At 65.6% G+C, this 26012-nt stretch carries 25 protein-coding genes; 8 read left to right on the forward strand and 17 right to left on the reverse strand.

Annotation, left to right across the window (positions count from 1 at the left end; genetic code table 11):
- Nucleotides 1-44: 44 nt before the first annotated feature.
- Nucleotides 45-1952: a propionyl-CoA synthetase gene (locus tag P9236_RS14195; RefSeq protein WP_278075248.1), complete on the reverse strand. Its 1908-nt coding sequence runs from the start codon at nucleotides 1950-1952 to the stop codon at nucleotides 45-47.
- A gap of 598 nt (nucleotides 1953-2550) precedes the next feature.
- On the opposite strand from P9236_RS14195, the gene P9236_RS14200 reads away from it, so the two are divergent.
- From P9236_RS14200 to P9236_RS14210, 3 genes are read left to right on the forward strand one after another with little or no spacing between them, the layout of a single operon-like run.
- Nucleotides 2551-2838 (forward strand): PqqD family protein, encoded by a 288-nt coding sequence (locus P9236_RS14200; RefSeq protein ID WP_278075249.1) that lies wholly within the window; start codon nucleotides 2551-2553, stop codon nucleotides 2836-2838.
- Nucleotides 2838-3269 (forward strand): lasso peptide biosynthesis B2 protein, encoded by a 432-nt coding sequence (locus P9236_RS14205; protein WP_278075250.1) that lies wholly within the window; start codon nucleotides 2838-2840, stop codon nucleotides 3267-3269. Before P9236_RS14200 ends, P9236_RS14205 begins: the two co-directional genes overlap by 1 nt.
- Nucleotides 3266-4252 carry a serine kinase gene (locus tag P9236_RS14210; RefSeq protein WP_278075251.1) on the forward strand — a complete coding sequence of 329 codons (987 nt, stop codon included), beginning with the start codon at nucleotides 3266-3268 and terminating at the stop codon, nucleotides 4250-4252. Before P9236_RS14205 ends, P9236_RS14210 begins: the two co-directional genes overlap by 4 nt.
- A 16-nt stretch (nucleotides 4253-4268) precedes the next feature.
- On the opposite strand, the gene P9236_RS14215 is transcribed toward P9236_RS14210, so the two are convergent.
- The 15 genes from P9236_RS14215 to P9236_RS14285 form a co-directional block, all read right to left on the reverse strand.
- Nucleotides 4269-5297: a nucleotidyltransferase family protein gene (locus P9236_RS14215; protein ID WP_278075306.1), complete on the reverse strand. Its 1029-nt coding sequence runs from the start codon at nucleotides 5295-5297 to the stop codon at nucleotides 4269-4271.
- A gap of 75 nt (nucleotides 5298-5372) precedes the next feature.
- A complete protein-coding gene (gene dhaK / locus P9236_RS14220; RefSeq protein ID WP_278075252.1) occupies nucleotides 5373-6359 on the reverse strand; it encodes a dihydroxyacetone kinase subunit DhaK in 987 nt (328 codons plus the stop codon).
- A gap of 79 nt (nucleotides 6360-6438) precedes the next feature.
- A complete protein-coding gene (locus tag P9236_RS14225; RefSeq protein ID WP_278075253.1) occupies nucleotides 6439-6870 on the reverse strand; it encodes a hypothetical protein in 432 nt (143 codons plus the stop codon).
- A 7-nt stretch (nucleotides 6871-6877) separates the two neighbouring features.
- The gene (ptsP, locus tag P9236_RS14230; protein ID WP_278075254.1) at nucleotides 6878-8452 is read right to left on the reverse strand and encodes a phosphoenolpyruvate--protein phosphotransferase; all 1575 of its coding nucleotides are present in this window, start codon (nucleotides 8450-8452) and stop codon (nucleotides 6878-6880) included.
- Between the two features lie 41 nt (nucleotides 8453-8493).
- Entirely contained in the window at nucleotides 8494-8796 is a 303-nt protein-coding gene (locus tag P9236_RS14235) for an HPr family phosphocarrier protein (RefSeq protein ID WP_278075255.1), read from the reverse strand.
- Nucleotides 8797-8815: 19 nt separating this feature from the next.
- Entirely contained in the window at nucleotides 8816-9205 is a 390-nt protein-coding gene (dhaM, locus tag P9236_RS14240) for a dihydroxyacetone kinase phosphoryl donor subunit DhaM (RefSeq protein WP_278075256.1), read from the reverse strand.
- Complete coding sequence (dhaL, locus tag P9236_RS14245) at nucleotides 9205-9804, reverse strand: dihydroxyacetone kinase subunit DhaL (RefSeq protein WP_278075257.1); 600 nt, start codon at nucleotides 9802-9804, stop codon at nucleotides 9205-9207. The genes dhaM and dhaL overlap by 1 nt, the downstream gene beginning before the upstream one ends.
- Before the next feature lie 10 nt (nucleotides 9805-9814).
- Nucleotides 9815-11455: a dihydroxyacetone kinase subunit DhaK gene (locus P9236_RS14250; protein WP_278075258.1), complete on the reverse strand. Its 1641-nt coding sequence runs from the start codon at nucleotides 11453-11455 to the stop codon at nucleotides 9815-9817.
- Between the two features lie 50 nt (nucleotides 11456-11505).
- A complete protein-coding gene (locus tag P9236_RS14255) occupies nucleotides 11506-12519 on the reverse strand; it encodes an ABC transporter ATP-binding protein (protein WP_278075259.1) in 1014 nt (337 codons plus the stop codon).
- Nucleotides 12512-13618, reverse strand: a complete 1107-nt coding sequence (locus P9236_RS14260) for an ABC transporter ATP-binding protein (protein ID WP_278075260.1) — start codon at nucleotides 13616-13618, stop codon at nucleotides 12512-12514. The genes P9236_RS14255 and P9236_RS14260 overlap by 8 nt, the downstream gene beginning before the upstream one ends.
- A 2-nt stretch (nucleotides 13619-13620) precedes the next feature.
- Nucleotides 13621-13824 carry a hypothetical protein gene (locus tag P9236_RS14265; RefSeq protein WP_278075261.1) on the reverse strand — a complete coding sequence of 68 codons (204 nt, stop codon included), beginning with the start codon at nucleotides 13822-13824 and terminating at the stop codon, nucleotides 13621-13623.
- A 217-nt stretch (nucleotides 13825-14041) separates the two neighbouring features.
- The gene (locus P9236_RS14270) at nucleotides 14042-14992 is read right to left on the reverse strand and encodes a carbohydrate ABC transporter permease (protein ID WP_278075262.1); all 951 of its coding nucleotides are present in this window, start codon (nucleotides 14990-14992) and stop codon (nucleotides 14042-14044) included.
- Complete coding sequence (locus P9236_RS14275; protein WP_278075263.1) at nucleotides 14989-15936, reverse strand: sugar ABC transporter permease; 948 nt, start codon at nucleotides 15934-15936, stop codon at nucleotides 14989-14991. The genes P9236_RS14270 and P9236_RS14275 overlap by 4 nt, the downstream gene beginning before the upstream one ends.
- Before the next feature lie 107 nt (nucleotides 15937-16043).
- A complete protein-coding gene (locus tag P9236_RS14280; RefSeq protein ID WP_278075264.1) occupies nucleotides 16044-17375 on the reverse strand; it encodes an ABC transporter substrate-binding protein in 1332 nt (443 codons plus the stop codon).
- 241 nt (nucleotides 17376-17616) lie between these two features.
- The gene (locus tag P9236_RS14285; protein ID WP_278075265.1) at nucleotides 17617-18306 is read right to left on the reverse strand and encodes a PIG-L deacetylase family protein; all 690 of its coding nucleotides are present in this window, start codon (nucleotides 18304-18306) and stop codon (nucleotides 17617-17619) included.
- Nucleotides 18307-18329: 23 nt separating this feature from the next.
- On the opposite strand from P9236_RS14285, the gene P9236_RS14290 reads away from it, so the two are divergent.
- From P9236_RS14290 to nhaA, 5 genes are all read left to right on the forward strand, one after another.
- Nucleotides 18330-19220: a DMT family transporter gene (locus P9236_RS14290; RefSeq protein WP_278075266.1), complete on the forward strand. Its 891-nt coding sequence runs from the start codon at nucleotides 18330-18332 to the stop codon at nucleotides 19218-19220.
- Nucleotides 19221-19276: 56 nt separating this feature from the next.
- Nucleotides 19277-21739, forward strand: coding sequence for an ATP-dependent helicase HrpB (gene hrpB, locus P9236_RS14295; RefSeq protein ID WP_278075267.1), 2463 nt, complete (start codon nucleotides 19277-19279; stop codon nucleotides 21737-21739).
- A 50-nt stretch (nucleotides 21740-21789) separates the two neighbouring features.
- Entirely contained in the window at nucleotides 21790-23115 is a 1326-nt protein-coding gene (locus tag P9236_RS14300) for an ActS/PrrB/RegB family redox-sensitive histidine kinase (RefSeq protein ID WP_278075307.1), read from the forward strand.
- A 105-nt stretch (nucleotides 23116-23220) separates the two neighbouring features.
- On the forward strand, nucleotides 23221-23784 hold the full coding sequence (locus tag P9236_RS14305; protein ID WP_278075268.1) for an ActR/PrrA/RegA family redox response regulator transcription factor: 564 nt from the start codon (nucleotides 23221-23223) through the stop codon (nucleotides 23782-23784).
- Nucleotides 23785-24142: 358 nt separating this feature from the next.
- Nucleotides 24143-25339 (forward strand): Na+/H+ antiporter NhaA, encoded by a 1197-nt coding sequence (nhaA, locus tag P9236_RS14310; RefSeq protein WP_278075269.1) that lies wholly within the window; start codon nucleotides 24143-24145, stop codon nucleotides 25337-25339.
- A gap of 137 nt (nucleotides 25340-25476) precedes the next feature.
- Here nhaA and P9236_RS14315 read toward each other — a convergent pair whose 3' ends face one another.
- A complete protein-coding gene (locus P9236_RS14315; protein ID WP_278075270.1) occupies nucleotides 25477-25977 on the reverse strand; it encodes an MmcB family DNA repair protein in 501 nt (166 codons plus the stop codon).
- Between the last annotated feature and the right edge of the window lie 35 nt (nucleotides 25978-26012).

The following is a 26012-nucleotide window of genomic DNA, read 5'->3' on the forward strand; positions in this document are numbered from 1 at the left end:
GAAGCGCCTGATGCTGCGATCCGCTCCCCAATACCGCGACGGCGCTAAATACCGATGCCGCGTCCCTTGAGCGCCGCGGTGATCTCGTCGAGGATGGCGGGATCGTCGATGGTCGCCGGCATCGTCCATTCCTCCTTGTCGGCGATCTTCTGCATCGTGCCGCGCAGGATCTTGCCGGAGCGCGTCTTCGGCAGCCGCTTGATCGTCACCACCGTCTTGAAGGCGGCGACCGGACCGATCCGCTCGCGCACCAGCCCCACCACCTCGCTCTCGATCGCGCCGGTGTCGCGCGACACCCCGGCATTGAGCACGACGAAACCGAGCGGCACCTGGCCCTTCATCGCGTCGGCGATGCCGATGACGGCGCATTCGGCGACATCGGGATGCGCGGCCAGCACCTCCTCCATGGCTCCCGTCGAGAGACGGTGGCCGGCGACATTGATGATGTCGTCGGTGCGCGCCATGACATAGAGGTAGCCGTCCTCGTCGACCATGCCGGCATCGGCCGTCTTGTAGAAGCCCGGGAACTCATCGAGATAGGCCTGCCGGAAGCGGGCATCGGCATTCCAGAGCGTCGGCAGGCATCCGGCCGGCAGCGGCAGCTTGACCACGACATTACCGAGCGTGCCGCGCGGCACCTCATGGCCGGCATCGTCGAGAATGCGGATGTCGTAGCCGGGCATAGGCACGCCGGGCGAGCCGTATTTCACCGGCAAGAGCCCCAAACCGGCCGGGTTGATGGTCATCGGCGAGCCGGTCTCGGTCTGCCACCAATGGTCGATCACCGGTCGATCGAGTTTCTGTTCCGCCCATTTGATGGTCTCGGGGTCGGCGCGCTCGCCGGCGAGGAACAGGGTGCGGAACTTCGACAGGTCGTATTTCGGCACGAACTCGCCTTGGGGATCCTGGCCCTTGATGGCGCGGAAGGCCGTCGGCGCGGTGAAGAGCGCCACCACGCCGTGCTCCGAGATTACCCGCCAATAGGTGCCGGCGTCCGGCGTGCCGATCGGCTTGCCCTCGAACAGCACGCTGGTGCAGCCATGCAGAAGCGGTCCGTAGACGATGTAGGAATGGCCGACCACCCAGCCGACGTCGGAGGCCGCCCAGAACACTTCGCCCGGTTTGACGCCGAATTCGTTGTCCATGGTCCATTTCAGGGCGACCATGTGGCCGCCATTGTCGCGCACGATGCCTTTCGGCTGGCCGGTCGTGCCGGAGGTGTAGATGATGTAAAGCGGGTCGGTTGCGAGCACGGGCACACAGTCGACATTGGCACCGGCCGCGCGTTCACGCGCCACTGCGTCGGCATAGTCGAAGTCGTAATTGTCCTTCATCTCGCAGCGCAACTGCTCGCGTTGCAGGATGAGGCAGCCATCGGGCTTGTGCTTCGACATCTCGATCGCCCTGTCGAGCAGCGGCTTGTAGGCGACGACCCGTCCGGGCTCCAGGCCGCAGGATGCTGAGATGATCAGCTTCGGCTTGGCGTCGTCGATGCGGGTGGCGAGCTCATGCGAGGCGAAGCCGCCGAACACCACCGAATGCACGGCGCCGATGCGGGAACAGGCGAGCATGGCGATGGCCGCCTCCGCCACCATCGGCATGTAGATGATGATGCGATCACCCTTGCCGATGCCGCGGTTCTTGAGCACCGACGCCAGCGCGACCACTTCGCGCTTCAGTTCCGCATAGGTGAATTTCCGGATCGTGCCCGTGATCGCGCTGTCGTGGATCAGCGCCAGCTGGTCGGCACGCCCGCCCGCCACGTGGCGGTCGATGGCGTTGAAGCAGGTGTTGCAGGTGGCGCCGACGAACCAGTGGCCATAGACGCCGGCCGTCGGATCGAAGACGCTTTTTGCCGGCGAATACCAGTCGATTGCTTTGGCCGCCTCGGCCCAGAACCCTACGGGGTCGCGTTTCCAGCCCTCATAGACCTCGTGGTAGCGTGACGCCATCGACTTTTCCTCCCAGGACATTTCGTCGTCCGGCAATAGCCTAAAGCATGTCTCCCGGAAGTGGGAACCGGTTTCGGGACAAAAGACATGCGTAAAATCAAAACCTAAAGCGCGCTAAGCGATCCGAAAGATCGCGATGCGCTTTAGGCCGCTTTTGCCGGCCATGTCTTCCTGCATTTTGGTCGACGTTGCCGGCAAAGGGATCCGGCGGCGCTCTGGTCGGAGCGCGTGTGCCTGTCAGGGAGTGAATTCGGCTTAAAGCGGCAAGGCCGCGAGCATCAGTCCCACGCCGCCGGCTATCAAAATCGCGGCCGCCAATGCCTTCCGATGGCGCTCGAATGCCGTCGGAGCTCGATCCCAATTGTAACGCATACTGTCCACTCCCCGAAACCCCCGGCGGACTCTTAGCTTACTTAAGGGAAAGTTGGCAACCCTGACGGGTATCGATCGACGGGGCAGCGGGCAGGGCGAGGGCGGCTCGATGTGTCGGTCATCGCCTGGAGATGGCCGACGCGCCCTGCGTAGCAGTCGTCGTCAGCGATGGACAGCGCCGGGAGGCGGCGGTAAATCCTTCTCCGGCAATTGTCTGGATAGGCGCATGGTCGAAATCGCCTCTGAAACGGTTCTGCGGATGGCGGACGACGCTTCCGTGCAGCATGTCGGCGACGGGGCGGTCGTGCTTCTGGCACGCAGCGGCCAGCTCTACACCTGCAATGGCACCACCGAGGCCTTTCTCGACAAGATCGATGGCGTGCGCAGCCTCGACCAGATCGTCAATCTCTTGTCGGACGAATTCGAAGTCGACAAGGCGACGCTCGACCAGGACATGGCGGCACTTGCCGCCGCGCTGGTGGCGGAAGGCATCTTGGCCGACCCGGGCGCGTGATGGCCGACGGACCAATCCTGCGTGCACTGTTCCGGGTCCATCTGTGGCTCAGCGCCCGGCTGATGCCGGTGCTGATCGGCCGGCGCGAGTTCGAGGCGGTGTTGAAATGGGCGCCGCTCGACGCGCCCACGCCCTATCGCGGCCTGCCTTCCGCCTATATCGTCACCCGCGTCAACCGCGCGGTCCGGCATCCCTGGCTGATGCGCGACCGCAGATGCCTGCGAGAAGGGCTGCTCGGCTTCCGTTTCCTGCGCATGGCCGGTTTCGATCCCGAGCTGCGCTTCGGCGTCGATTCGAAGTCGATGCATGCGCCGCGCCTGTCGGCACATTGCTGGGTCTGCATCGACGGCAAGCCGGTGGTCAGCGACAGCCTGCCCGGCATGGTCGAGATCTATCGCCATCCCGGCGGCGTGAAGGTGCGTGCCGCTTGACCGGTGCTGCAACCACAGTCTGCTATGACCTCAACGGCCAGGTCATCGGCATATCGGCGGAGCGCGCCGATCTCTGGCCGAGCTTCGACCTGATGCTCGCCACCTTGCGCGTCGATGAAGCGCTCGAACCGGGTTTTCGCATCAACATCCGCGAAACGCCGGCCCTGTCCGAAAACCCGGAAGGAAAGCTCGCCTTCGACGGCGAAGTGCCGCTGGACGGCCATTGCCGGATCATCGACGCCGGCGACGTCGTCCATCTGGTCTTTCCCGGCCTCCAGACAGCCTCGATCCGTGCCGATGAGGGCTCAGCCGATATCCGCGTCCATCCCGACAGCAAGGTCAAATGGACGCTGCTGATGATGGTGCTGGATGCCGCGCTCGATGCCAGCGGCCAGCACATGCTCCATACCGCCGGTCTGACGCTGCCCGGCCGCGAGGCGCTAGTGCTGATCCATGCGCCGAGCGGCACCGGCAAGTCGACGACGTCAATGGCGCTGGCATCGCAGGGCTTCGGCCTTTGCTCGGACGATGTGATGATCCTCAGCGCGACGCCAAGCGGCACCACGGCCTGGGGCATGCCGCGCAAGGTAAAGATCCACCGCAACACCGCGGCGATGCTGCCGTTCCTCTCGCGCTGCCTAGGCGAGACATGGGACGCCGAGGGCGAGCAGGCCGTCTCGCTGGAGCGGCTGGGCGAAATCATCCGCATCGAGGATGTTCGCGCCAGGCCTGTCGCGGCGCTCCTGCATCTGGCGCGCTCGGCCGATGGCCGGACCCGGCTTATGCCGTTGGCAAGGACCGACGCGATGGTTGCGCTTGCCACCGACAATGTCAGGACCGGCTTGACCGGCCTCTTACCGATGCAGAAACGGCGCATGGCGTCGATCGCGGCACTGGTCAAGGCCGTCCCGACCTTCACCCTGGAAGTCGGCTCAAGCCCTGCGGATGCAGCAGCGCTGATCCGCGCGACGCTGGAGGAGTAGAGTTTTCCACGGGCGCTCACGCAGCGTATCGTCTCGCCCGGGCCAGCCGCTGGACCCAGCGGAAGGCGTCGCGGCTGAGGCGCGAGCGCATCTTGTCCCGCGAATTGACCCTGAGCAGCACGTTGCCGGTGATCAGCCATTTGGCGAGTCGTATCGCGAGATCGGGCTTGATGCGGTTGGCAAGCGCGATCGCGCGCGGCTCGTCGAACAGGCGCCCGGTCACGTTCAGCACCGTCGCCAGCTCGAGCTCGATGCCCGCCATGCGCGCGGTTTCGAGCAGCCGCGTTTCCGCCGCCGGCGATTGCAGTACGCGCACCCCCTGCAGCACGTCGACACAGAGCTGCAGCCGGTGGAATTTGTGGCCACCGGCCGCGTGAACGATGGCGATGGTGAGAAGCGCCGCCGGCGTGTCGGCCTCGTCGCCGTCGATGACCTGCAATTCGCGAAAGCCCAACGACAGCCGCCGCCGCATGCCGGTGTCATGCACTAGGTTGCCGTGCAGCTCGATCAGCAGGCTGGAGTTGTCCTTCTCCAGCCACTTGAACTCCTGCAGCTCATGCGATTGCGCCTCGCCGCTGGCAAGCTCGAAGCCGCAAGCAGCGATCACGCTATTGGCTTCTGCGATCCTGGCAGGGTCGACCAGTATGTCGATGTCGGTGAACGGCCGGTCGGCGGCATGGCGGTAGAGCTTGCGCGCGAAGACCGGACCTTTGACGATGCGGGCCGCAACGCCTTTCGCCGCCAAGGCCTTCATTATCCGGTCGCCGTGATATTGCAGCAGCATCGACTGCCCGGTCGCAAGCGTCGCCTGGTCGCGCAATTCGGCCAGCTTCTGCTGCAAGGCCGTATCTGCCGGCAGGTTGGCGTCGCCGATTTCCCGAAGCTTGCGCAGCATGATCGGCAGCACACCATGGAACTCGGCATGGGCAAGCAGAGCCATGAGGCTGTTGTTTGCCGAAAGAGTCCAGTTCCCGTCGGCCGGGGCTTCGGGGTCGGCAAAGTCGAGCAGCAATTTTTCTTCGGCAGGCGAAAGCGGTGGCAGCATCAACCGGGTAATGTTCGCGAATGGCATGCAAGCGCGAACATGGTCGCAGAAAAGCTTGAGGCAAGCCAGCGAAGGCTACATCCCCCAGCGCAGCGCCGCCGTGCGTACCGGCGCGTCCCACAGCGCCGTCATTTCCTGGTCGAGCATCGCCAGCGTGATCGAGCATCCAGCCATGTCGAGCGAGGTGACATAGGAGCCGACCAGCGAGCGGGCCACCGTCACGCCGCTCTTCTCGAAGATTTTGCGCGCGCTGTTGTACATCAGATAAAGCTCCATCGACGGCGTGGCGCCAAAGCCGTTGACGAACAGCAGCGCCGGTCCTTTGGCGCGGTCGCCGAGATCACCGACGATCGCCGCGCAAACCTCCTCGGCGATGGCGTCGGCGCTCTTCAGCGCATCGCGCCGCCTGCCGGGCTCGCCATGGATGCCGACGCCGAATTCCATTTCGTTGTCGCCGATCTCGAAGGTCGGCTTGCCCGCCGCAGGCACCGTGCAACTGGTGAGCGCCACGCCCATCGAGCGCGTCGCGCCATTGATGCGATGGCCCAGCGCCTTGAGCTCGGGCAGCGCTACGCCTTGCTCGGCCGCGGCGCCGACGATCTTCTCCACCACCAGCGTGCCGGCGACGCCGCGCCGTCCGGTGGTGTAGGACGAATTCTCGACCGCGACGTCGTCATTGGTCACCACCTGCAGCACGCCTTCCGACATTTCGGCGGCCATGTCGAAGTTCATAACGTCGCCTTCGTAGTTCTTGACGATGAACAGGCAGCCGGCGCCGGTGTCGACCGCCTGCACTGCCGCCAGCATCTGGTCCGGTGTCGGCGAGGTGAAGACCTGGCCAGGGCAGGCGGCGTCCAGCATGCCGTGGCCGACCAGCCCGCCATGCAGCGGCTCATGGCCGGAGCCGCCGCCGGAGATCAGCGCCACCTTGCCCGGTTTGAGCTCCTTGCGGCGGACGAATTTGTGGTCGTCGCCGAGCACGAGAATGTCCGAATGCGCGGCGACGAAGCCGTCCAGGCTTTCGGTGAGCACCGTGTCCACCGAATTGAGAAACTTCTTCATGGCCGTCCTCCCGAATAGCCTTGGACCCGATATACACAATCCCAGGAAACCGCCACGCACCGTTCCTGGAATTGCCTTCTCAGCCGCCACCTTTGCCGGCGATGCTGGTGATCTTCTGGATGAATTCGTTGATCGCCCGGTCGAGCGCGGCATTCTGTTTGTCGTCGCCGAAATCGGGCACGATGAGCGAGACGTGGCGTGTTTTGCGCGGGCCTGAGGCTGCCGGCACCTTGCCGGGATGCGCCTGGTGATAGGCGACCAGAAACTGGTCGCGCTCGGCCGGACTGAAATGGCAGACGGTGAAGATAGCCGGCAAATGCTTCGAGGGAATGGGGATCGAATAGGCCGGGCTCGAGATCTGCGTGACGAAGCTGCGGTGCTTGCCGAGCGCATCGGCAAGCCGCTGGCGCATGCCGGAAGGCCGCTGGTCGATGACCTGCGACAGGATCGTCTTGTAAGCGCGGATCGCGTCTTCCGAGCCGGCTTCCTGTATCTTGGCTGCCTTGGCCATGCCGCGCTTACACCGAAACCCCAGCGATCGCCGCCTTGGCCATCGCGAGTTGCGCCGGAACCACCGAAAGATCGCGCAGGCCGGCCTCGAGCAGGGCCGGGATGGCGGCGGGATCGCCGCCGACGTCGCCGCAGAGGCTGACCGGAATACCTTTCTCCCGTCCGAAATGGGTCACCGACTCGATCAGCCGCAGCACCGCCGGATGGCGGACCGAATTCAGATGCGCGACGGCGGCATTGTCGCGTGCCGCCGCCATCACATATTGCGTGAGATCATTGGAGCCGATCGAGAAGAAGGCGACATCGGCGAACGCCTCCGGCGCTATCGCGACCGACGGCACCTCGACCATGATGCCGAGCGGCGGCAGCTTATGTGCAACGCCGCGCGCGGCAAGCGCCGCCTGCTCTTCGGCGAACAGCGCCGCGGCTTGGGCATATTCTTCGGCGGTGGCGATCATCGGGAACATGACCTTCAGATTGCCGTGTATGGCGGCGCGCAGCAATGCCCGGATTTGCGCCCGGAAGATGTCGCGCCGCGCCAGCGACAGCCTGATGCCGCGCAAACCCAGAAACGGGTTGGTCTCCTCGACGGTGAAGTCGGGGATCGGCTTGTCGCCGCCGGCATCGACGGTGCGGATGGTCACCGGTTTTTCGCCCGCCCATTCCAGCACCTTGCGGTAGGCAAGGTATTGCGTTTCCTCGTCCGGCAGCGACTTGCCGAACAGGAATTCCGTCCGCATCAGGCCGACGCCGTCACATGTCTCGATACCGATGCTGTCGACATCGGAAGGATAGGCGATGTTCACCTGCACCCGCACGGGCGTGCCGGTTTTGGTCGCCGCCGGCTGGGCGAGAAAACTCTGCGCCTTGCCTTGTCGTGCCGCGAAGGAGGAGGATGACCGCCGGAACGCCTCGATCTCCGCCGGCGACGGCGAGATCACAATGCCGCCATGCTCGGCATCGAGCAGCGCGTTCCCGGCTGGCCTGTCCGCCAAAGCGCCAAGTCCTACCACCATCGGCACGCCGCGCGAGCGCGCCAGCATGGCGACATGGCTGGCCGTGCTGCCGCCCTCGAGCGCAATGCCGCCGCCGCGGCTCCAATCCGTTTCCAGGAAGCGCGTCGGCGCGATATCGGTGCCATAAAGGATCGCGCCTTGCGGTGCGACGGCTTCCCAATCCTCGCTCAGCGCCCGCAGCACCTGGTCGCGGATGTCGCGCAAATCGGCGGCACGCGCGCGGAAATAGTCCTGGTCGGACGCCTCGTAGCCGGCGATCTCGGCATCCAGCGCCTGTCGCCAGGCAAGATCGGCCGGCTCTCCGGACCCGATCTCAGCGAAAGCCGGACCGCTCAGCGCATCGTCCTCCAGCATTGCGATGTGAAATTCGAGAATGCCGGCGGCCTCGCCGTCGGCGGTTTCGATCAGCGCGGTCAGCCGGCTCACCGCCTTGCCGATCGCCTCCTTCAGCGCTGCCTTCTCTTCTGCGGCACTCGCCTTGGATTTGTAGCCGGCGGGCGGCCGGTCGAGGTCGAACAGCGGCCCTTCGGCATAACCTGGAGAGGCTGGAATGCCCTCAAGCCGCATGACCCTCGTTCCTTGCGGCCGGGGAACTGGGCTGGCTTGCGTCAAGCGGAGCGGGCATGGTCCGCATCCTCGTCGAAATCGCGCTGCACCAGCTCGACCAGCGCGCCGACCGCTTCCTGAGCGCCGTCACCTCTTGCCCGTATGTGCAGCACGGTTCCCTTCGGCGCCTTGGCCGCCATGACCTTGACGATGCTCTTGGCGTCGAACCACGGGCCGTTGGCGGCCACCGCCACTTCCACCTCGGCCGCGAACGACTTGGCGAGCTTGGTGAACTTCACCGAAGGACGCGCGTGCAGCCCCACTTCGTGGGTGATCAGGACCGTGGCTTCGGCGGATGCGGACATTCAGTCGGTTCCCGTTCACTCACGACGGCGACAATTCATGCGCCGTCGCCACCACTTCCTTGAGCGAGGCGCCGCCGGAGGATTCCGTCGCCGCCATCACCGCGCCCTCGACGATCGGCGCGTTGCAGACGACGATCTTGTGCGAGCGTGGCTCGCCGATCATCTCGACCGCCATCTCGCTGTTGGTCTCGGCCCCGCCGAGATCGACCAGGATGGCGACGCCGGCTTCCGACCAGGCCTTGTCGATCGCGCCCATGATCGCCTCGACGCTGGTGCCGAGCCCGCCATGGCCGTTTCCGCCGCACCATGCAAGCGGCACTTCGTCGCCTACCATCTGGCGCACCATGTCGGCCGTGCCCTCGGCGACCAGCGGCGAATGCGATACGATGACGATGCCGACCTTGCTCATCAAGAACCCTCGATCGCTTCCGCGACTGCGCGCACCAGCAGCGCGCTTGAGCGCGCGCCGGCGTCCATATGCCCGATCGAGCGCTCTCCCAGAAAAGAGGCGCGCCCGCGCAGGGCCTTCATCGGCACGGTGGCTTCGGCCGCCTGATCGGCGGCGTCGGCGATTTCGCTGGCCGTCTTGCCTTGCGCCAGCGCCTCATACACCGGTTGCAGCACGTCGAGCATGGTTTTTTGCCCCGGCTGCGATTTGCCGCGCGCCGAAACCGCCTCGATCGCCTTGCCGAGCGCCGCCGTTAGCGCGGCACGGTCCGGTGCCGGGGGCAACTCCTTTCCGAGCGCCATGAACAGCGTGCCGAACAGGGGCCCGGAGGCGCCGCCGACCGTCATCACCAGCTTGGTGCCGACCGCCTTCAGCGCGTCCGGCAGCGGTTTCGCCGTGATTGCTTGGGCCTCGGCGCGCACGGCTTCGAAGCCGCGCTTCATGTTCAGCCCATGGTCGCCGTCGCCGATCGCCTGGTCGAGCGCGGTCAACTCGTCGGCATGCGCCGCGATCGTATCCGCCGCCGCCGCGATCAATCGAGAGAATTCGGATGCGGGCATTCTCTGTCCTTCATGCCGGGGCGAACATGGCCGCCACGGCCGCGAACGCCTCGGCCACCGCAAAGGCGCCCGGATCCGCTGTGTCAAGCTGCCGGCCGATATAGGCGGAGCGGCCGGCCTTCGCCTTCTGCATCGCGGCGGTCGTCTCCGCGCCGTGCCGGGCGGCCTGGGCCGCAGCTTCCAGCCCGCTCGCGTCGAGCGCCTTCAACGCCGGCTCCAGCGCGTCGACCATGGTGCGGTCGCCGACCTTGGCGCTGCCGTAGAAGGTCATCCGGTCGAGGCCGGCGAGCAGCGCCTTGCTGAGCGACGCGCCGCCATTGAGCGCCTGCGCCGCGGCGGTGAAGAAGATCGACAAAAGCACGCCGCTCGAGCCGCCCATCGAGGTGCCCAGCGTGTCGCCGATTGCGGCAAGCGTTGCCGCCCGATCGGCAAGCGGCAGCGTGTCGAGGCGGTCGAGCACGCTGCGCGCGCCGGTCGCCACCGTCGATCCGGTGTCGCCGTCGCCGGCTTTGGCGTCGAGAGTGTTGAGAGGCTCTTCGAGCGCAATCAGCCTTCTGCAAATCGCGGCGATCAGCCGTTCGGAGCCGGCGTCGCGGCTGGCCGCCTTGGCGGCGCCACCAATGGCGGCCTTGGCCGCTGCGATAACGACCGGGCGGCGAACCGGTTTCGCCGGCAGCCACGCGTGCGGGCCGACCGGCGCCAGCAGCGCGGCTTCGCGTTCCGCGTCGAGCTTGATCAGCGACAGCGAAAACCCGTTCATGTTGAGCGCGGTCATCAGGTGCCCGGGGCCGACGGTCAGCGTCACCGCCTTTGCCAGCGGCGAGGACAATACGGCATTGGCGATGAGCGACATCTCCAGCGGCGGCACCGACCCCAGATTGTTGATCAGCATCGCATAATGGCTGCCGACGTCGAGCCGCGCGGCGAGGCGTTCGGCCATGACGGCGACCAGCTTGCCGGCGCTTTGCAGCGCGATGCGCTCGGCGCCCGGCTCGCCGTGGATGCCGAGGCCGAGTTCGCCATCATCCGCGCCGAAGCGGTCCTCATGCGCCTGGCCAGGGATCGAACAGGAGGAGAGCGAGATGCCCAGCGAAACGATGTCTTTCGCCGCCGCGCGCGCTGCGGCAGCGATCGTAGCCAGGTCATGGCCGCTTTCCGACAGATGCCCGGCGATCTTATGCACGAACAGCGTGCCGGCGACGCCGCGCGGCTGCGCGATGTCGGGCAGCGCGATATCGTCGGCGACGATCGCCATTTCGACCGCAAAACCCTCCGCACGCGCCTTTTCGGCGGCGAGACCGAAGTTGAGCCGGTCGCCGGTGTAGTTCTTGACGATCAGCAGGCAACCTGCCGGCCCGGTCGTCGCGCGGATCGCCGCCAGCACCGCCTCGACGCTCGGCGAAGCAAAGATCTCCCCGGAGACGGCCGCCGTCAGCATGCCGGCGCCGACGAAGCCGGCATGCGAGGGCTCATGCCCGGCGCCGCCGCCGGAGATGATGCTGACCTTCGTTTTCTCCCAGTCGGTGCGCAGCACGACCTTGATTTCGGGATAGCCGTCGAGGCGCGCCAGCGTGCCTGAGCCTGCCGTGGCCAAGAAGCCATCCAGCGCTTCGGTGACGATCGAGTCCTTGCGGTTGAAAAAGTGCTTCATGGATTTCGTCCAGTCCGTATCTGCTGTCGTCAAAGATGTGCATGAGCCCGCTACATCAGCCTTTGCCCGTTCGAGCCGAAATAAAGCGGCGAGCGGTAGCGGATCGTCACTCTGTCCCCCTTTTCGAGCGGCGTGTCGGGATCGGTCAGCGTCACCAGCTTCTTTGCGCCTACAGTGACATGCAGATGGTTCTGGTCGCCGAGATGCTCGACCCAGTCGACGACACCGTCGGCACGGCCGTTGGCCGCCTTCTCGATCGATAGATGCTCGGTGCGCGCGCCGATCGTCGTCGTGCCGTTCGGCGCACCGCCATCGGGCAGCAGCCCGGCCGGCAACAGGTTGATCGCCGGCTGGCCGAGCCGGGCGGCGACATGAAGGTTTGCCGGCTCCGAATAGATCGCGCGCGGCGTGCCGATCTGCACCAGCACGCCGTCGGCCAGTATGCCGATGCGGTCGGCCATGGTCATCGCCTCGATCTGGTCGTGCGTGACATAGAGCATGGTGGCGCCGAGCTCCGACTGGATGCGTTTCAGCTCGAGCCTGAGATCGGCGCGCAGCTTGGCGTCAAGCGACGACAGCGGCTCGTCCATCAGATAGATTGCGGGCTTCCGCACCAGAGCGCGGCCGATGGCGACGCGCTGCATCTCGCCGCCCGACAATCTGGTCGAGCGATTTTCGAGCTTATGGTCGATGCGCACCATCCGCGCCACTTCCTCGACACGGCGGCGGATCGCCTCTTCCGGAAAGCGCCGTGCCGGCGAGCGCAGCGGGAAGGCGAGGTTGTCGTAGACCGACAGATGCGGATAGAGCGAATATTGCTGGAACACGAAAGCGGTGTCGCGCTCGGCCGGCGAAAGTGCCGTGGCGTCGTGACCGCCAATGCGGATCGTGCCGCTGTCCGGCCGCTCCAGCCCGGCGATCAGCCTCAGCGTCGTCGTCTTGCCGGCGCCGGTCGGGCCGAGCAGCACGACGAATTCGCCGTCCTTGATCTGCAGGTCGAGATCGCTGACGGCGACGGTCTCGCCAAAGCTCTTGGTTACCCCATGAACATGGACGTCAGCCATGGCGCGCCTCCGCTGCCTGATCATGCATGGCGGTTCTGACCGCGCGTCCCGTGCCTTTCTCGAATAGCGAAAGCCTGGCGCTGCTCAGCATCAGCCCGACCCGTTCGCCCGGATTCAGATGGATGCCGGCCGGCACCCGCGCCTTGATGATGCCATCCGCCGTCTCCACCGCTACGATCTGCGTCGTGCCGAGATATTCGGTGCCGTAGATCGCGCCGCGCAGCTTCGAGGCGTCGTCGAAGCGGATGTGCTCGGGCCGGATGCCGAGCGCCATGTCAGCGGGCGCGATATCTTCGCGCACTTCCGGCACCGCCACCTGGGTGCCTTGCACGACGATCTCCTTCGCGCCTTTGGCAAGCCCGCCGCCGAAGCGCAGAAAGTTCATCGGCGGCGAGCCGATGAAGTCGGCGACGAACATCGTCGCCGGCCGGTCGTAGATCTCGCGCGGGCTGCCGAATTGCTCGATGACGCCGTGATTCATCACCGCGATCTTGTCGGCCATCGACATCGCTTCCATCTGGTCGTGCGTGACATAGACGGTGGTGGCGTGGATTCGGTTGTGCAGCTCGCGCAGCTCATGCACCATCAGATCGCGGAATTCGGTGTCGAGGGTCCCAAGCGGCTCGTCCATCAGGAAGCATTTCGGCCGCCGCACGATGGCGCGGCCGAGCGCGACGCGCTGGCGGTCGCCGCCGGCCAGGCCGGAGACGGACTTGTCGAGCAGGTGATCGATGCGGAGCAGCTTCGCCGTTTCCTCCACCCGCTGCCGGATCTCGGCCGAGGCCATGCCCTGCGCCAAAAGCGGAAAGCCGATGTTCTTGCGCACATTCATGTGCGGATAGAGCGCGAAGAGCTGGAAAACGAAGGCGATGTCGCGCTCACGCGCCCGGCGCATGGTGACGTCCTCGCCGCCGAGCAGGATCTTGCCGCCGGTGGGCAGCTCGAGGCCGGCGATCATCCTCAGCGTCGTCGTCTTGCCGCAACCCGATGGTCCAAGCATGACGAAGAACTCGCCGTCCTCGACGACGAAATTGGAATCCTGCACGGCGACGAACTCGCCGAACGCTTTCCTCAGATTCTGAACGCGGATCTCGGCCATGGCTATTCCGGGAATTTCGAGACGATGATGAACATTGCCGTGCCGGCGAGCATGGTGACGAAGGAATAGCTGTAGAGCGCCAGCGCGAAGGACTGGAACAGCATCAGGAAGCCGATGGCGATGATCGCGGTGGCGATGTTCTCCATCAGGCCGCGCCTTGCCCAGCGGGGCCAAGAGGAGCGCTTGGAGACAACAGTGCGGCTCATGCGTTCCTCCGGTCCATCTCCCCGTTTAGGGGGAGAGATGGTTGCCAGGTGGTTCCCCCACTCCGTCGCTGCTTTGCAGCGCCACCTCTCCCCCCTCCGGAGGGAGAGGAAAGGAGCCTGGCTGAATGAAGTTCGCGCCCTTCCTCTCCCCCGTCGATCGGGGGAGAGGTGTCGAGCGAAGCTCGACGGAGTGGGGGTCGACTTATTCCCACATCAATCATTTGCGCACCGCGCCGAAGGTGATGCCGCGCAGCAGTTGCTTGCGGAGCAGGATGGTGAAGACGAGGATCGGCACCAGGAAGATCGTCGTGCCCGCCGCCACCGCCGGCCAGTCCTGGCCGCCTTCGCCGATGATGGTCGGGATGAAGGGCGGCGCGGTCTGCGCCGTGCCGGAGGTCAAGAGTGCTGCGAACGCATATTCGTTCCAGGCAAAGATCAGGCAGAAGATGGCGGTCGCGGCAATGCCGGTCGTGGCCTGCGGCAACACGGTGCGCCAGAAGGCCTGCAGCCTCGTATAGCCGTCGATCATCGCCGCTTCTTCATACTCGCGCGGAATCTCGTCGATGAAGCCCTTGAGCAGCCAGACGGCCAAAGAGACGTTGACCGCAGTGTAGAGCAGGATCATGCCGAGCGCAGTGTCGGAGAGGCCGAGCTCGCGGTACATCAGATAGATCGGGATCGCCACCGCGATCGGCGGCATCATGCGCGTCGACAGGATGAAGAACAGAAGGTCGTCGGCGAGAGGCACCTTGAAGCGCGAGAAGCCATAGGCGGAGAGCGTGCCGAGGAACACCGCGCAGAAGGTCGAGCCGAAGGCGATGATCAGCGAATTGACGAAGCGCGGCAGGAAGTTCGACGGCCCGGCGATCACCATGTTGCGCTTGCGCACCGTCTCGTCGCAGAAGCCGGTCGCCGGTCCGAGCGAGTTGATATATTCCGGCGTCTGCCTTGTGCGGGTGGTGAACAGGTTGCAATAGCCCTCGATGCTGGGCTGGAAGACGATCTTCGGCGGATAGGCGATCGAATCCGGCGGCGTCTTGAAGCTGGTGGCGAAGATCCAAAGCAGCGGCACGATCGAGACCAGCGCGTAGCCGACGACGATCGCGCCGGCGATCCGCTTCGAATTCGCCGAAGGCGCGACGACGGAATGGGCGGTGGTCAGGCTCATCTCTGCTTCACCTTGTTGAGCGCCTTGACGTAGATGTTGGCCAGCCCGAACACCGCGACGAACAGGATGATGGCGAAGGCCGAGGAATAGCCGGTGCGCCAGCTCTCGAAGGCCTGCCGCTTCAGCGTGATCGAGGCGACCTCAGTGGTCGAGCCCGGCCCGCCGCCGGTCAGGAGATTGACCATGTCGAACATCTTGAAGTTCTCGATGCCGCGGAACAGCACCGCCAGCATGATGAAGGGCAGCGCCATCGGCAGCGTGATCGACCAGAACTGTCGCCAGTTGGAGGCGCGGTCGACTTCGGCCGCCTCATAAATGTATTCGGGGATGGAGCGCAGGCCGGCGAGGCAGATCAGCATCACGTAAGGCGTCCACATCCAGGTGTCGACGATGATGATCGCCCACGGCGCCAGCTCGACATTGGACAGCATCTGCACATTGGTCGGCGGAATGCCGGTGAGGAACGAGACCGCGTAGGCGAACAGCCCGATCTGCGGCTCGTAGAGGAAGCGCCAGAAATTGCCGACCACCGCTGGCGACAGCATCATCGGCACCAGGATGATCGTCGTCCAGAAGGCATGGCCGCGGAACTTGCGGTCGATCAGCCAGGCCAGCGTGAAGCCGATCACCGTCTGCAGGAGGATCGTCCAGAACACGAAATGCGCCGTCGTCTGCATGGCGATCCAGATGTCCTGATCGCCGAGGATGCGCCGGTAGTTGGCGAGGCCGAGGTTCTTCACCACCTCGTTGGGGCGGTTGGCGCGGTAATTGGTGAAAGACAGATAGATCGCCCAGAACAGCGGGAAGATGTTGATGGCCAAAAGCAACAGGATCGTCGGCGAGATGAACAGCCAGGCGAGGCCCTTGTCGCTGATGCCCCGGATCCTCCTGGCCAACGGCTCCGGTGTCGCCCGGGCAACATTGTCCGCGGTCCGATTGAGCATGGTTAGTCCTGCATCGGTCACTGGTCAGTCTCGGCGATGGAATTTATCTGAACTGCGTCCCGTGCCAAGGGCGGCACGGGACGCCTCGATCAAGCTCGGGAGGAGCCTTACATCTTGCCGTCGTCCTGGAAGATCTGCGTCCAGTCCTTGACCAGTCCGTCGAGCGCGTCCTTGGCCGAGCCCTGGCCGGCGACGACATAGTCATGGAAGCGCTTCTGCGAGGCCTGTAAGAGCGGCGCGTAGCTCGGTTCGGCCCAGAAGTCCTTCACGATGGCCATGGAGTCGAGGAAGGCCTGCGCATAGGGCTGGCTGGACGGGAACTTCGGGTCCTTGACGACGGAGTTCAGGCAGGAATAGCCGCCGAGCGACCACCATTTCGCCTGCACGTCCTTGTTGGCGAACCACTTGATGTATTTCAGCGCCGATTCCTGCTTGTCGGAATAGGAAACCACCGAGATACCCTGACCGCCGAGCTGGGCGAACTGGTCGCCGTCGGGACCTTTCGGGTTGACGAAGTAACCGATCTTGTCGCCGCCGACATTCTCGTCCTTCTGCAGACCCGGCCAAGTGAAGGCGAAGTTCATATGCATCGCCACCTGTCCGGATTTGAAGGCGTCGACGCCTTCGCCCATGTAGGCATTGGAGGAACCAGGAGGCGTGCAGCAGTCATAGAGCGCCTTGTAGAATTCCAGCCCCTTCACCGATTTCTCGGAGTTGACGAAACCTTCCATTTCGTAGGGCTTCTTCGGGTTCTCGTACTGGAAGCCGTAGCTGTAGAGCACGTCCATGGCGCCCATGGTGATGCCTTCCGAGCCGCGCTCGGTATAGATCGAGGCGCCGTAGACCGTCTTGCCGTCGATCTGCCGCTTCTGGAAGAATTCGGCGATCTGCTTCAGCTGGTCGAAGGTGGTCGGCGGGGCGAGGTCCCAGCCATATTTCTCTTTGAACTCCTTCTGCAGCTCGGGCCGCGAGAACCAGTCCTTGCGATAGGTCCAGCCGACGACGTCGCCCATGGCTGGCAGCGCCCAGTAGTTCGGCGTGTTCTTCGGCCATTCCGAATAGCCGACCACGGTCGCCGGCACGAAATCGTCCATGCTGATCTTCTCCTTATCGAAGAAGTCGTTCAGTTTGACGTAGTGGCCGTTCTCGGCCGCGCCACCGATCCACTGGCTGTCGCCGATGATCAGGTCGCAGAGCTTGCCGTGCGAGTTGAGCTCGTTGAGGAAGCGGTCGGCATAGTTGGTCCACGGCACGAACTCGAATTTCATGCCGATGCCAGTTTCCTTGGTGAAGTCCTTGGACAGTTCCACGAGCGCGTTGGCCGGATCCCAGGCCGCCCAGCAAAGCGTCAGGTCTTCCGCATGCGCGACGTTCGAGACGGCGGTCGACGCGGTGATCGCCGAGGCCAGTCCCAACGCCAGTTTCCAGGTCGATTTCATGCCTTACCTCCCATTTGCGAAACACGTCCGGATGACGGTTTCAAAAGCCCTCGACCCTCGCTCCTCCGAGGGCCCAAACATGACGCGCGATGCGTCCCCATGTTTAGTAATTTGTTTAGTGATGCGCTTTTTACTAAACAACGCAAGTGAATTCGTTGCTGCGCCGCAGCATGGCGAAAGCAATGCTTGAAATCGTTGAGAAATAACTGCCGGTCGCTCCGACCGGTCGTTCGTCAGCCGGCTACTTGGCGCTCTTCGTGCTGACCGTCACCGGCCGGATCGGCGGCGCCGGCGGCAGCAGTTCGCGTATGTCGGCAAAGGGGAAGACCGGCTCGAAGCGGAAGGCCTCAGCCAGCGCGCCCGGCGCGCCATTGCATTGGCCGGCGCGGAATTCGTTCTGCGTGCGTGCGCCGGCGACGAAACGCTCGGGATCCTGCGAGCGATGCGCGCGGATCGCTTGCGCCTTGATGTCCCAATGGGTGGAAATGTCGACGTAATGCGTCGGCGAGAAGCCGGTGCCGCCGAGCGTGTCGGCATGCAATACCGGCACCGCGAAGGACGCCGCGATGCGCACGCCGTCGGACAGCGCGCGATGGTCGCCATGATAATCGTTGGACGCATGGGTGATGGCAAGGTCGGGCTTCACTTCGGTAATCAGCGCCTTCAGCGCCGCAATGAGCGCGGCATCGGCAACCAGTGCCCCGTCGGGGAACTCGAGGAACCGCGGCGTGACGCCGAGCAGGCCGGCCGCCATGGTCGCCTCTTCGCGGCGTGCGCGGACAAGTGCCACGGGGTCGCCCTTGCCGCCCTTGGCGCCGTCCGTGGCTATCGCAAAAGTCAGTTCTGCGCCTAGCGCCGCATAGGCGGCCAGCGTACCGAACATGAATATCTCGATATCGTCGGGATGGGCGCCCAGCGCCAATATCTTCACTTGCTTCTCCCGGAAATCGAAACGTGCCGAACGGAATTCTGCTCGCCCTGATCGCCTATGCAAGCTATTCGTGCAGCGATGCCGTCATCAAGAGCCTGGGCGGGCAGTTCACCGTCTTCGAGATAGGCTTCTTCGTAACCTTGTTTGCCGGCTGTTTCCTGTTCTTCACCCGTCCGGCCGATGAGCGATGGCGCGACTTCTGGCGCACCAAACGCCCATGGGCCGTGCAGGCCCGTGCCTTGGCCGGCATCGCGTCGGGTGTGCTCAGCGTCTATGCCTTCACCACCATCCCGCTGGCCGAAGTCTATGCGCTGATCTTCCTGGCGCCGTTGCTGGTCACCATCCTCTCGACCGTCATCCTGAAAGAGCGCGTCGGCCCCTGGCGGTGGCTTGCCGTCGTCGCCGGTTTCGCCGGCGTCATGCTGGTGGTGCGGCCGGGCTTTCGCGAACTCCATCTCGGCCATCTCGCCGCCTTCGCGAATGCCTTCCTCGCCGCCACCGGCGTCATCCTGATGCGTTCGCTTGCCCAGCAGGAAAAGCGTACCACGATCCTCGGCGCGCTGGTCGGCTATGGCCTGCTGTTCAACGGGGCCGGCACGGCCGCGACGTCGTTCTCGCTTCCCAATCTAGGCCAACTGGTCTGGCTGATCCTGGCCGGCGTCTTCACCGCCGGCGGACAATTGCTGCAGCTGCTTGCCGTCAAATACGCGCCGGCCAACCGGATCGCGCCCACGCATTATTCGCAGATCGTCTGGGCGGTTATCCTTGGCGCGCTGTTCTTCAAGGAATACCCCGACTGGCTGTCATTGGTTGGTCTGGCGGTGGTCGGCGGCTCCGGCCTGCTGACGATGGTGCGGGAGGAAGTGCGGCTCGGCACCGTGCGCTGGAACCCGTTTTCGCGAACAAGGCTTTGACCGGTCGCTTGTCTCACACGTTGCGCGGCGACTGCGACGGCTGATATGCGGGCGCGATGACGATGAAACCCTTGCCGGAACTCCCGGTCACAGCCGTGCTGCCAGCGCTCGGGCAAACACTTGCCGCGCGTAACAGCGCCGTGCTGGTGGCGCCGCCCGGCGCCGGCAAGACGACGCTGGTGCCGCTGGCGCTGCTCGACGCGCCCTGGCTCGGGGCGGGCCGGATCGTGCTGCTCGAGCCACGCCGGCTCGCCGCCCGCGCCGCCGCGCGCCGCATGGCCGAGCTGCTCGGCGAGGAGCCCGGCGGCACCGTCGGCTATGCGATGCGCATGGAGAACCGCAGCTCGGCGCGGACAAAGATCCTCGTCGTCACCGAAGGCGTGCTGTCACGCATGATCCTCGACGATCCGGAACTGCCCGGCGTTTCGGCGGTGATCTTCGACGAATTCCACGAGCGCTCTCTCGACGGTGATTTTGGGCTGGCGCTGGCGCTCGACGTGCAGGGGGCGTTGCGGCCGGACCTGCGCCTGCTGGTCATGTCGGCGACGCTCGACGGCGCGCGCGTCGCGAGGCTTCTTTCCGGAGCGCCGGTGATCGAGAGCGAGGGCCGAGCCTTCCCTGTCGACATCCGCTATGACGAGCGGCCGGCCGGCATGGCCGTCGAGGACGCCATGGCCAAGGCGGTCCGTTTCGCTCTGGGCACGGAGCAGGGCAGCGTGCTCGCTTTCCTGCCGGGACAGCGCGAGATCGAGCGCACGGCCGAACGGCTCCAAGGCAATGTTGCGGCCGATACCGACATCGTCCCGCTCTACGGCCAGCTCGACAACCGGGCGCAGGACGCGGCGATCAAGCCGGCGCCGCCCGGCCGCCGCAAGGTGGTGCTGGCGACGTCGATTGCCGAGACCTCCATCACCATCGACGGCGTGCGCGTCGTCATCGATTCCGGCCTGTCGCGGCTGCCGCGCTATGAGCCGGCGAGCGGCCTGACGCGGCTTGAGACGGTGCGCGTCAGCAAGGCCTCCGCCGACCAGCGTGCCGGCCGCGCCGGGCGAACGCAGCCAGGCGTCGCCATCCGGCTGTGGCGCGCCGAGCAGACGGCAGCACTCCCCGCCTTCACGCCGCCGGAAATCCTCGAGGCCGACCTTTCCGGCCTGTTGCTCGACTGCGCCACTTTCGGCGTCGCCGACCCTTCGAGCCTGTCCTTCCTCGACCCGCCGCCGGCGCCGGCGCTCAACGAGGCGCGGCTGCTGCTCCAGGCGCTGCACGCCATCGATGACGCCGGCCGCCTGACGGAGGCCGGCGCTGCGATGCGCAAGCTGGCGCTGCCGGTGCGGCTCGCGCATATGATGGCGGAAGCGGCAAAGACGGGCCAGGCGCTGGAAGCGGCGACGCTTGCCGTGCTGCTCACCGAGCGCGGGCTTGGCGGCGACAGCGCCGACCTCGAACGTCGATTGATGCGCTTTCGCACCGAAAAATCGCCGCGCGCCAATGCCGCCCGGCAGCTTGCCGAGCGCCTGGCCAGGCAGGCTGGCGGCCGAAAGGCTGACACGCCGGCCGCGGCCGGTGCGTTGCTGATCCATGCCTGGCCGGATCGCGTCGCCAGGGCGCGCGGCGAACGCGGCCGCTTCGTGCTCGCCAACGGTTCCGGCGCGATGGTCGAGGCCGCCGATCCGCTCGCCGGCGAGACCTGGCTGGTCGTCGCCGACCTTCAGGGCAAGGCGCAGAACGCCCGCATCACCGCCGCCGCGCCCGTCGACGAGGCCGATATCCGCGCGGCCCTTGCCGACCGCATCGAGACCAAGCGCGAAACCAGCTTCGACCGCGAGCGGCGCGCCGTGCGTGTGCGCGAGACGGCGCGGCTCGGCGCCATCACGTTTTCGGAACGCATGCTGCCGGCGCCTTCGGGCGCCGATGCGGATCGGGCCATCCTCGATGCGTTGCGTGAGCACGGCCTGTCGCTGCTCGACTGGGGCAAGGAGGCGGAGACGCTGCGCCAGCGGCTCGGTTGGCTCCATCGCGGCCTCGGCGCGTCCTGGCCGGACGTCTCGGACCAGGTGCTTATCGACCGGCTCGACGACTGGCTGTTGCCTTTCCTTGCCGGCGAGGCCTCTTTCGCGGCGATCAAGCCGGCCACGCTCGCGGCCGGGTTGATGTCGCTGGTCCCGCACGAGCTGCAGCGCAAGGTCGATGCGTTGGCGCCGACCCATTTCGGCGCGCCCTCGGGCAGCCATGTGCCGATCCGATATGACGGCGAATGGCCGGTGCTCGCGATTCGCGTGCAGGAGTTGTTCGGCCTCGACAAACATCCGGCGATCGCCGGCGGCACGGTGCCGCTGATGCTCGAGCTGTTGTCGCCGGCGCACCGCCCGATCCAGACGACGCGCGATCTGCCCGGCTTCTGGCGCGGCTCCTGGGCGGACGTGCGCGCCGACATGCGCGGTCGCTATCCCAAGCATGTCTGGCCGGAAAACCCGCTGCTTGCCGCCGCCACCAGCCGCGCAAAGCCGCGCGGGACCTGAGAGAAGCCAATGCCCTATCGTTTCCGCGCCAGCGGCTGTAATTCTTGGCGATGATCAACATTCTGCGCGCACCCGATTCCCAACAGAGCCAGCGGCTGCGGCTCAACACGCTGATCCGTCTGCGCTGGCTGGCCATTGTCGGCCAGAGCCTCACGGTTCTCGTGGTGGCCTACGGGCTGGAATTCCCGCTGCCGGTCTCGATGTGCTTTGCGCTCATCGCCTGCTCGGCCTGGATGAACCTCTGGCTGACCTTCCGCTATCCGGCAGCACATCGGCTGACCCCGCTCTCGGCCTTTGCCATCCTCACCATCGACAGCCTGCAGCTCGCCGGCCTGCTCTACATGACCGGCGGCCTGACCAATCCGTTCTCGGTCCTGCTCTCGGTGCCTGTCGTCATCTCCGCCGCTTCGCTGCCGCTGCGCCTCACCGCCGTGCTCGGCGCGTTGGTCATCGCGGCGGCGACGCTGCTTGTCTTCTTCCACCTGCCGCTGCCCTGGTACGGGGGTGCGCCGCTGCCGATGCCCTTCATCTATGTCGCCGGCATGTGGATGGCGGTGTTCGCCTCGATCGCCTTCACCGCGATCTATGCCTTCCGCGTCGCGGCGGAAGCGCGGCTGCTCGCCAACGCGCTCGCTGCAACCGAGCTGGTGCTGCAGCGCGAGCAGCATCTCTCCGCGCTCGACGGGCTCGCGGCGGCAGCCGCGCATGAGCTCGGCACGCCTTTGGCCACCATCACCGTCGTGGCCAAGGAAATGGAAAAGGCGCTCGGCCAGGATGCGAAATTCGGCGAGGACGTGAAGCTGCTGCGTTCGCAGAGCGAGCGTTGCCGCGAGATCCTGAAGCGGCTGACCAGCCTGTCTTCGGAGGGCGAGGCGCATCTTTCGCGCCTGCCGCTGACTTCCCTGGTCGAGGAGGTGACAGCCCCGCATCGCGATTTCGGCATCACGATCCGGCTGCGTCCCGGCGAGCGTATCGGCCCGGAGCCGGTCGGGCAGCGCAGTCCCGGCGTGATCTACGGGCTCGGCAACCTGGTAGAGAACGCCGTCGACTTTGCCAAGAAGACCGTTACCGTCAGCTGGAACTGGGATAACGAGGAGGTCTCTTTCTCCATCACGGACGACGGACCGGGCTTCCCGCCGGAAATCATCGACCGCATCGGCGAGCCCTATATGTCGACGCGCCAGGGTACGGAGGCCGGCGGCGGCCTCGGCCTCGGGCTTTTCATCGCCAAGACCCTGCTGGAGCGCTCGGGCGCTACGATCGATTTCCGCAATTCGAGCGGGCTCGGCGAAGGTGCGGTGGTGCAGATCACCTGGCCCAGAAGCGTCTTCCTCAATCAGGAGCAAGTGTCCGCCTCCATCTTCGACAATGCCTGAGCCTTGTGCCTGCTGCATGGCAGGTCTGTTGCCGGCTGTAAAAATTGGACATTGCTGTTGCGGAATTGTATCTGCGTAAAAGTAAGGCAGTAGGATGCTGATGAAATGAGCGCGGACGAAACCACTGGCGCAATGGTTGAGGGCGAGGACACCTCGCTGCTGATCGTCGACGACGACAAGCCGTTCCTCACCCGGCTTGCCCGCGCCATGGAAACCAGGGGGTTCCTGGTCGAGACGGCGGAGAGCGTGGAAGAGGCTGTCGCCAAGGCTCGCGCCCATCCGCCAGCCTATGCGGTGGTCGACATGCGGTTGGGCGACGGCAACGGCCTCGACGTGGTCGCCGCCATCCGCGAGAAGCGCGACGATGCCCGCACCATCATCCTGACCGGCTACGGCAATATCGCCACAGCGGTAACGGCGGTGAAGCTCGGCGCCATCGACTATCTGTCGAAGCCCGCCGATGCCGACGACGTTTTCGCGGCGCTCACCCGCACCGCCGGCGAGCGCGCGGCGCCGCCCGAAAACCCGATGTCGGCCGACCGCGTGCGCTGGGAGCATATCCAGCGCGTCTACGAAATGTGCGACCGCAACGTCTCCGAGACCGCGCGCCGGCTCAACATGCATCGCCGCACCTTGCAGCGCATACTAGCCAAACGCGCGCCACGCTGACGGGGTATCGGCGAAGGGAGCCGTCGCAAGCGCTCACAATTGGCGAAAGCCTCCCAACGTCGTCATCCCAGGGCGAAGCAGGAGCGAAGCTCCGTCGCGGAGACCCTGGGATCCATGCCGTTACCTCAACCGAGGAATGCGAACGGAGCAGAATACTGCACCGCAGCAGCGCTCTGAGGTCATGGCATGGATCCTAGGGTCTGCGCCGCGTCGCTTCGCTCCTTGCTTCGCCCCAGGATGACGAAGCGAAGGGCGTCCCGGTCAATCTCCAAGCTTAACAGGTGCGCCTTGCGTCATCAGCGACGCTTGCGCATCATCATGAATGACGCCGGCCGACAGTCGGCATGAGGGAACTGACATGCAGGACCAGAAGCAGCGGCCGAAATCGATCCTGCGCGAATTCCTCGATGGCGAGGCGGCCGGCGGCATCGTCCTGATGGCGGCGGCGGCGTTGGCGCTCATCGTCGCCAATTCGCCGCTCGCCGGCACTTATTTTGCCGTTCTCCACGCCTATCTCGGGCCGCTCAGCGTCTCGCACTGGATCAATGACGGGCTGATGGCGGTGTTCTTCCTGCTGGTCGGCCTGGAGATCAAGCGCGAGATGCTGGACGGCCAGCTCTCGACGTGGCCGCGCCGCGTGCTGCCGGGCATCGCCGCCGCCGGCGGCATGCTGGTCCCGGCGCTGGTCTATGTCGCCGTCAACCGCGACAACCAGGCGGCACTGTCCGGCTGGGCGATCCCCACAGCCACCGACATCGCCTTCGCGCTGGGCGTCTTGTCGCTGCTCGGCAGCCGCGTGCCGGCCTCGCTGAAAGTGTTCCTCACCGCCTTGGCCATCATCGACGATCTCGGCGCCGTCATCATCATCGCGCTGTTCTACACCAGCGGCCTGTCGCTCGCCTATCTGGCGGCGGCAGTCGCGGCCATCGCCGTGTTGGTCGCGCTCAACCGCATGCGGGTGATGAACCTCTTGCCCTATCTCGTGATAGGCGTTGTGCTGTGGGTGCTGGTGCTGAAATCGGGCGTGCATGCAACGCTTGCCGGCGTGGCGCTGGCGCTCACCATTCCGCTCGAGCGTTCGCCCGGCATCGGCCACGATGTCGAGCATTCGCCGCTGCACCGGCTGGAACACGGCCTGCACAAGCTCGTGCCGTTCATCGTCATTCCGATCTTCGGCTTCGCCAATGCCGGCGTCTCGCTCGGCGGCCTGAGCGTCTCCGCCTTGGTCGAGCCGCTGACATTGGGTGTTGCGGCGGGCCTGGTGCTCGGCAAGCTGGTCGGCGTGTTCGGCTCCTCGGCCATCGCCATTCGGCTCGGCCTCGCCGACCTTCCGGTCAATGCCGGGTGGCTGCACATGTTCGGCATTTCGCTTCTGTGCGGCATCGGCTTCACCATGAGCCTGTTCATAGGCCTGCTCGCCTTCGCCAACGACACAGCGCTTCAGGACGCGGTGAAGGTCGGCATCCTCGCCGGCTCGCTGGTGGCCGCGCTGCTTGGCGCGGCGGTCCTGCTCACCGCTCCGGCGGCGGCCGAAGCTGAAGAGGACGTGGGATAGGCTGCTTCGCTCCCTCATCCGGCCGCTGCGCGGCCACCTTCTCCCCGTCGGGGAGAAGAGATTGGCGCCGGCGCCGACCGTCTCCTCTTCCTCGGGGAGAGGTCGCCTGAGCGTAGCGGAGGGCGGGTGAGGGGCTGCTACTCGCTCTCGCCGTCAAGCGCCGGCACCGCCACGCCGGCGAGCTCCGCCGCCAAGAGCCGCGCCGCGCCGGCTCGCGCGATCCTCAGCATCAGCGCCTTGCGCGTCGCGGCCGCCATGCGATGCTCCGGCGCCTCGCGCAGGATCTCGGCGCCATAGCCGTCGGAAAGGATGAAGCCGCATTCCTCGGGAAAAATCTCCTGCGGCACGCCGGGATGCGTGGCGAAGAAGAAGCGGTCGGAGTGGAGCCGGTAGTCCGGCCATTTGCGGTCGACGCGAAAATCCTCGATCGATGATTTTATCTCGATGATCCAGATGTCGCCTTGCCGGGTCAGCGCGACGAGGTCGGCGCGGCGCCCGGTGGCCAAGGACAGCTCCGGCAGCACATGCGCGCCCATTTCAGTGAGCAGCCGCTGTACGCCGCGCCGCACCAGCATGGCGCGCTCGGACTGGCGGCCGTCGATCAGGGGGTTGATGGGAATCGGAGAAACGAGTGGCATGGCAGACACCATGCCAGATTTTGTTCACGGTTTGA

The organism is Mesorhizobium sp. WSM4884, assembly GCF_029625675.1.
Taxonomy (GTDB): domain Bacteria; phylum Pseudomonadota; class Alphaproteobacteria; order Rhizobiales; family Rhizobiaceae; genus Mesorhizobium.

Excerpts from the sequence above, each read along its gene's own strand:
- dhaL (WP_278075257.1), bottom strand. The coding sequence starts at position 9,804 with ATGCCCGCATCCGAATTCTCTCGATTGATCGCGGCGGCGGCGGATACG.
- P9236_RS14265 (WP_278075261.1), bottom strand. The coding sequence starts at position 13,824 with ATGAGCCGCACTGTTGTCTCCAAGCGCTCCTCTTGGCCCCGCTGGGCA.
- P9236_RS14305 (WP_278075268.1), top strand. The coding sequence starts at position 23,221 with ATGAGCGCGGACGAAACCACTGGCGCAATGGTTGAGGGCGAGGACACC.
- P9236_RS14200 (WP_278075249.1), top strand. The coding sequence starts at position 2,551 with ATGGTCGAAATCGCCTCTGAAACGGTTCTGCGGATGGCGGACGACGCT.
- P9236_RS14195 (WP_278075248.1), bottom strand. The coding sequence starts at position 1,952 with ATGGCGTCACGCTACCACGAGGTCTATGAGGGCTGGAAACGCGACCCC.
- P9236_RS14225 (WP_278075253.1), bottom strand. The coding sequence starts at position 6,870 with ATGGCCAAGGCAGCCAAGATACAGGAAGCCGGCTCGGAAGACGCGATC.
- P9236_RS14205 (WP_278075250.1), top strand. The coding sequence starts at position 2,838 with ATGGCCGACGGACCAATCCTGCGTGCACTGTTCCGGGTCCATCTGTGG.
- P9236_RS14235 (WP_278075255.1), bottom strand. The coding sequence starts at position 8,796 with ATGTCCGCATCCGCCGAAGCCACGGTCCTGATCACCCACGAAGTGGGG.
- P9236_RS14280 (WP_278075264.1), bottom strand. The coding sequence starts at position 17,375 with ATGAAATCGACCTGGAAACTGGCGTTGGGACTGGCCTCGGCGATCACC.
- P9236_RS14275 (WP_278075263.1), bottom strand. The coding sequence starts at position 15,936 with ATGCTCAATCGGACCGCGGACAATGTTGCCCGGGCGACACCGGAGCCG.
- P9236_RS14300 (WP_278075307.1), top strand. The coding sequence starts at position 21,790 with ATGATCAACATTCTGCGCGCACCCGATTCCCAACAGAGCCAGCGGCTG.
- dhaM (WP_278075256.1), bottom strand. The coding sequence starts at position 9,205 with ATGAGCAAGGTCGGCATCGTCATCGTATCGCATTCGCCGCTGGTCGCC.
- hrpB (WP_278075267.1), top strand. The coding sequence starts at position 19,277 with ATGACGATGAAACCCTTGCCGGAACTCCCGGTCACAGCCGTGCTGCCA.
- P9236_RS14215 (WP_278075306.1), bottom strand. The coding sequence starts at position 5,297 with ATGCTGCCACCGCTTTCGCCTGCCGAAGAAAAATTGCTGCTCGACTTT.
- dhaK (WP_278075252.1), bottom strand. The coding sequence starts at position 6,359 with ATGAAGAAGTTTCTCAATTCGGTGGACACGGTGCTCACCGAAAGCCTG.
- P9236_RS14250 (WP_278075258.1), bottom strand. The coding sequence starts at position 11,455 with ATGAAGCACTTTTTCAACCGCAAGGACTCGATCGTCACCGAAGCGCTG.
- P9236_RS14260 (WP_278075260.1), bottom strand. The coding sequence starts at position 13,618 with ATGGCCGAGATCCGCGTTCAGAATCTGAGGAAAGCGTTCGGCGAGTTC.
- P9236_RS14315 (WP_278075270.1), bottom strand. The coding sequence starts at position 25,977 with ATGCCACTCGTTTCTCCGATTCCCATCAACCCCCTGATCGACGGCCGC.
- P9236_RS14270 (WP_278075262.1), bottom strand. The coding sequence starts at position 14,992 with ATGAGCCTGACCACCGCCCATTCCGTCGTCGCGCCTTCGGCGAATTCG.
- nhaA (WP_278075269.1), top strand. The coding sequence starts at position 24,143 with ATGCAGGACCAGAAGCAGCGGCCGAAATCGATCCTGCGCGAATTCCTC.
- ptsP (WP_278075254.1), bottom strand. The coding sequence starts at position 8,452 with ATGCGGCTTGAGGGCATTCCAGCCTCTCCAGGTTATGCCGAAGGGCCG.
- P9236_RS14255 (WP_278075259.1), bottom strand. The coding sequence starts at position 12,519 with ATGGCTGACGTCCATGTTCATGGGGTAACCAAGAGCTTTGGCGAGACC.